This is a genomic window from Mycobacterium sp. 1245499.0, assembly GCF_001673615.1.
Taxonomy (GTDB): domain Bacteria; phylum Actinomycetota; class Actinomycetes; order Mycobacteriales; family Mycobacteriaceae; genus Mycobacterium; species Mycobacterium europaeum_A.
Genome location: NZ_LZMG01000022.1, coordinates 1 through 4,527 on the forward strand (window position 1 = coordinate 1; position 4,527 = coordinate 4,527).

The following is a 4,527-nucleotide window of genomic DNA, read 5'->3' on the forward strand; positions in this document are numbered from 1 at the left end:
GCAGACCATCGTCAGCCCCACCGCGAACCTGACCACTGTCGCGAATTTCGTTGACGGCGAACGCACGTCGGCGTCGACGCGGCCGACGTTCGCGTCGGTGCACGGGCGCGGCGCCACCCAGGCGCGCGCCGCGGACCTGACGCTGGACGGCTTCATCGACGCCGACACGCTGGCCGCCGCTCCCGGGCTCCCGGCGGCGACGGGCGAGATCAACACCGTGCTTCTCACCGGAGCCAACGGCTACCTGGGGCGCTTTTTGTGCCTGGACTGGCTCGAGCGCCTGGCCCCGGGCGGCGGCACGGTGATCTGCCTGGCCCGCGGCGCCGACCCGACCGCCGGACGTCAGCGCATCGAGGCCGCGATCGACAGCGGGGACACCGAATTGTCCGAGCGGTTCCGGCGATTGGCCGACCGGCACCTGCGGGTGCTCGTCGGCGACGTGGGGGCGCCCAACCTCGGCCTGGACACACCCACCTACGAGCGGCTGGCCGAGACGGTCGACCTCGTCGTGCATTCGGCCGCCCTGGTCAACCACGTGCTGCCCTACAGCCAGCTGTTCGGCCCCAACGTGGTGGGCACCGCCGAGATCATCAAGCTCGCGATCACCAAGCGGCTCAAGCCGATCAACTACATCTCCACCGTGGCGGTGACCACACTGCCCGACGGCAGCTTCATCGGGGAGGACGTCGACGTGCGCTCGGCGAGCCCTTCGCGGTCCCTCGACGAGTCGTATGCCAGCGGTTACGCCAGCAGTAAATGGGCGGGCGAGGTGCTGCTGCGGGAGGCCCACGACCTATGCGGCGTTGCTGTGGCGGTGTTCCGGTCCGACATGATCCTGGCGCACAGCGACTTCGCGGGTCAGCTCAACGTGCCCGACATGTTCACCCGGCTGATCCTGAGCGTGGTGGCCACCGGGATCGCGCCGCGGTCGTTCTATCAGCTCGATGCGGCCGGCGCCCCGCAGCGCGCCCACTACGACGGGCTGCCCGCCGATTTCACCGCCGAGGCCATCACCACCCTCGGGGCAAGCGCGCGGCAGGGCTACCACACCTACAACGTGCTCAACACCCACGACGACGGCATCTCCCTGGACACCTTCGTCGACTGGCTCATCGCCGACGGACACCAGATCGAGCGCGTCGACGATTATCAGCAGTGGCTGGCCCGCTTCACCGAGGCGATGCAGGCGCTGCCCGACAACCAGCGCAAGAACTCGCTGCTGCCGCTGATGAGCGCCTACGCGAAGCCCGGTAAGCCGACGCAGGGCACCGGCATGCCGGCCGAAAAGTTCCGTGCGGCAGTGCAATCCGCGGGCATCGGCAACAACGACGACGTGCCGCACGTGACCGAGGCGTTGATCGACAAATACGTCACCGATCTGCAGCGGCTCGGTCTGCTGAGGAGCCACACCGGCGCGCACGCGGGGTGACCCGAGCTCAGCCGTTGTGTGACTCCGGAATTCGATAGCGCATGTGCTAGCGCTTTCGAGAACGACCTACTCCCCCGAAGACACCCGGATGCGGCCGCGGGAGCGGGCGAGGAAATACAGCCCGATCACCACCGCCCAGGACAGCAGGCTCAGCCAGAGCTGGCTGCGCGCCGTGCGGTCGAACGCCATTTGCACCAGCACGACGGTGATTGCGGCCAGCGTGAGAATCGACAACACCGGGTAGCACCACATTTTCACCGTCAGCTTCTCGGCGGGTGTGCGGCGGCGCAGGATGATCTGCGAGCACGCGATCAGCCAGTAGACGAACAAGATGATGGCGCCCGACGAGTTGAGCAGGAACAAAAACACCGTGTTGGGCGCCACCCGCGCCAAGATCACGCATCCGAATCCGACCGCCGACGAGCACAGGATCGCGATGTGGGGGACGCCGCGTCCGCTCAGCCTGACCAACCGCGTCGGCGCCTCGCCCCGCTCGGCGAGCACGAACAACATGCGCGACGCGGTGTAGAGACCGGAGTTCAGGCAGGACAGCACCGCGGTCAGCACCACCGCGTTCATCACCTGATCGGCGCCGCCCAGCCCCATGTGTTTGAGCGCGGCCACGTACGGCGAGGCGCCGAGTTCCACGGAGTCCCAGGGCAACAGCACCACGAGCAGGAAGACCGAACCGACGAAGAAGATCCCGATGCGGGCCACCACCGAGCGGGTCGCCTTTTGCACCGCGAGCTCGGGGTCGCGGCTCTCCGCGGCGGCGACGGTGACGATCTCGGCGCCCACCATGGAGAAGATCACCACCACGATGGCGGCGAACACCGCACCCACGCCGTGGGGAAAGAACCCGCCGTGCGATCCCAGATTGGCCAGACCACCGTGATGGCCCGGCACCAGTCCTGCGACATACACCGTTCCCACCACGAGGAAGATCACGATGGTCGCGACTTTGATTCCGGCGAACCAGAATTCGAATTCACCGAACGACGACACCGAGAACAGGTTGGTCGCCGTCATCAACACCATCAGGCACAGCGACAGCAGCCATAGCGGTGCGTGGAACCAGTAGTTGAGCACCTTGCCGCCGGCGACCGCCTCGAAACCCACCACGATCACCCAGAAGTACCAATACAGCCACGCGACCGAGAAGCCCGCCCAGCCGCCCAGGGCCTTGGCCGCGTAGTCGGCGAACGATCCGGTCGAGGGGTTCGCGGCCGCCATCTCACCGAGCATCCGCATCACCAACACGATGAGCACACCGCAAAGCGCGTAGGTGAGAAACGCGGCAGGACCGGTGTTTTTGATCACCACCCCGGACCCGACGAACAAGCCGGCGCCGATCACGCCGCCGAGCGCGATCATGCTGAGCTGCCGCTGCGACAGCCCTTGGCGCAGTTGCGGATTGCTGGCCATGCCCGGACGCTAGCGGGCTTTGCGGCCCGCAGCAACAACGACTTACAGGTACAGGTCGCGATCGCGGATCAGGGCCGTGGCGATCACGCTGATCACCGCGGTGGCAACCAGATACCCGCAGGCCAGCCATGGCGCGCCACCGACGGCCGCGATCAGCGACGTGAGAATCATCGGCGTCACCCCGGACGCGTACACGCCCGAGAACTGGTAGACGAACGACAAACCGGTGTAGCGGGTGCCGGTCGGATACAGCGACGAATACAAGGTGCCCTGGGCGCCGTAGAACAGCGCATGCACGACACCGAACACGAGGACCATCGCCAGCCCGAACCACACCAGGTTCCTGGTGCCGAACAAGGCGAACGCCGGGAAGGCCGCCAGGCCGTAGAGGGCCACCCCGACCAGGTACACCCGTCGGGCGCCGTAGCGGTCGGTCAATGCGCCCGAGACGGGCAGCAGCACCGCCATCAGCAGGGCGGCGATGGTCACCACCACCAGCACCGAGACCTTGTTGAAGCCCAGGGCGCCGGTGGCGTAGCTGATCGCGAAAACCCCCCAGGTGTTGAAGGCCGAACCTTCCGCCCAGCGAGACAGCAGCCCCAGCAAGGTGTTTCGCCGGGACCGGGGTTCGCGGACGATGTCGCGGATGGGCGCGGTCGACGCGGCCTCGAGCTCGCCCAGCTCACGAAAGGCCGGGGTCTCTTCGACTCGCAGCCGCACCACCACGCCGATCGCCACCAGCAGCACGCTCAGCAGGAAGCCGATGCGCCAGCCGTAGGACAGAAACCGCGTCTGGCCCAAGGCGACCTGCAGGAAGGCGAACACGCCGGTGCCCAGGGCCAGACCCAGGGCCAACCCGACCTGCGGGATCGCGCCGTAGCGGCCGCGCCGGTCGCCGGGGCTGTGTTCGACGGCCAGCAGCACGGCCCCGCCCCACTCACCGCCTAGCGCGAAACCCTGCAGCACCCGCAGTGCCAGCAGCAGCACCGGCGCCCACGCGCCGATCTGGGCGGCCGTGGGCAATGCCCCGATCAGTGCCGTCGCGCCGCCCATGATCAGCATGGTCAACGCCAGGCTGCGCTTGCGGCCGATGCGATCGCCGATGTGGCCGAACACCAGCCCGCCGATGGGCCGCATGACGAACCCGACGGCGAAGGTCGCGAACGCCAAAAGCGTTCCCACCAAGGAACTCTCGTTGGGAAAGAACACCTTGTTGAACACCAGGCCCGCCGCGGTGGCGTACAGGAAGAAGTCGTACCACTCGACCGTGGTGCCCAGCAGGCTCGCCGCGACCACGATGCGCAGCCGCCGGCGCCGCTGCGCGGCGGATTCGTCTACCGTGTCGGGAGCCCGGCCGGCGGGTGCGGACGCGGGCAGGGTGGCTGCCATGACCCCTTAGTGCGCCGAGGCGACCGCGAACGGCGTACCCGCGGCCGGATGGGACTGGCGGTTGGGGTGGCGCCACAACCCCATCCGCTCCAGGATCGGCAGCACGCCCTCGCCGAACCAGTAGGCCTCTTCCAGATGCGGATATCCCGACAAGATGAAGTGGGAGATGCCCAGCTTGGCGTATTCGGCCAGCCGCTCGGCGACCTCGGCGTGCGAGCCGACCAGCGCGGTGCCCGCTCCCCCGCGGACCAGGCCCACCCCGGCCCACAGGTTGGGCGCGTCCG

At 67.9% G+C, this 4,527-nt stretch carries 3 protein-coding genes and 1 pseudogene; 1 reads left to right on the plus strand and 3 read right to left on the minus strand.

Annotation, left to right across the window (positions count from 1 at the left end; genetic code table 11):
• Positions 1-1,429, plus strand: a 1,429-nt coding sequence (locus A5646_RS00780) for a thioester reductase domain-containing protein (RefSeq protein WP_156765482.1), incomplete at its 5' end; no start/stop codon positions are given.
• Positions 1,430-1,495: 66 nt separating this feature from the next.
• Here the strand turns inward: A5646_RS00780 and A5646_RS00785 are convergent.
• The 3 genes and pseudogenes from A5646_RS00785 to A5646_RS00795 form a co-directional block, all read right to left on the minus strand.
• Complete coding sequence (locus tag A5646_RS00785) at positions 1,496-2,854, minus strand: amino acid permease (protein ID WP_067019149.1); 1,359 nt, start codon at positions 2,852-2,854, stop codon at positions 1,496-1,498.
• Between the two features lie 42 nt (positions 2,855-2,896).
• A complete protein-coding gene (locus tag A5646_RS00790) occupies positions 2,897-4,243 on the minus strand; it encodes an MFS transporter (RefSeq protein WP_066868593.1) in 1,347 nt (448 codons plus the stop codon).
• A gap of 6 nt (positions 4,244-4,249) precedes the next feature.
• Positions 4,250-4,527: pseudogene (locus A5646_RS00795) on the minus strand (LLM class flavin-dependent oxidoreductase); the annotation flags it as partial.

Coding starts and splice junctions, on each gene's coding strand:
- A5646_RS00785 (WP_067019149.1), bottom strand. CDS start 2,854: ATGGCCAGCAATCCGCAACTGCGCCAAGGGCTGTCGCAGCGGCAGCTC.
- A5646_RS00790 (WP_066868593.1), bottom strand. CDS start 4,243: ATGGCAGCCACCCTGCCCGCGTCCGCACCCGCCGGCCGGGCTCCCGAC.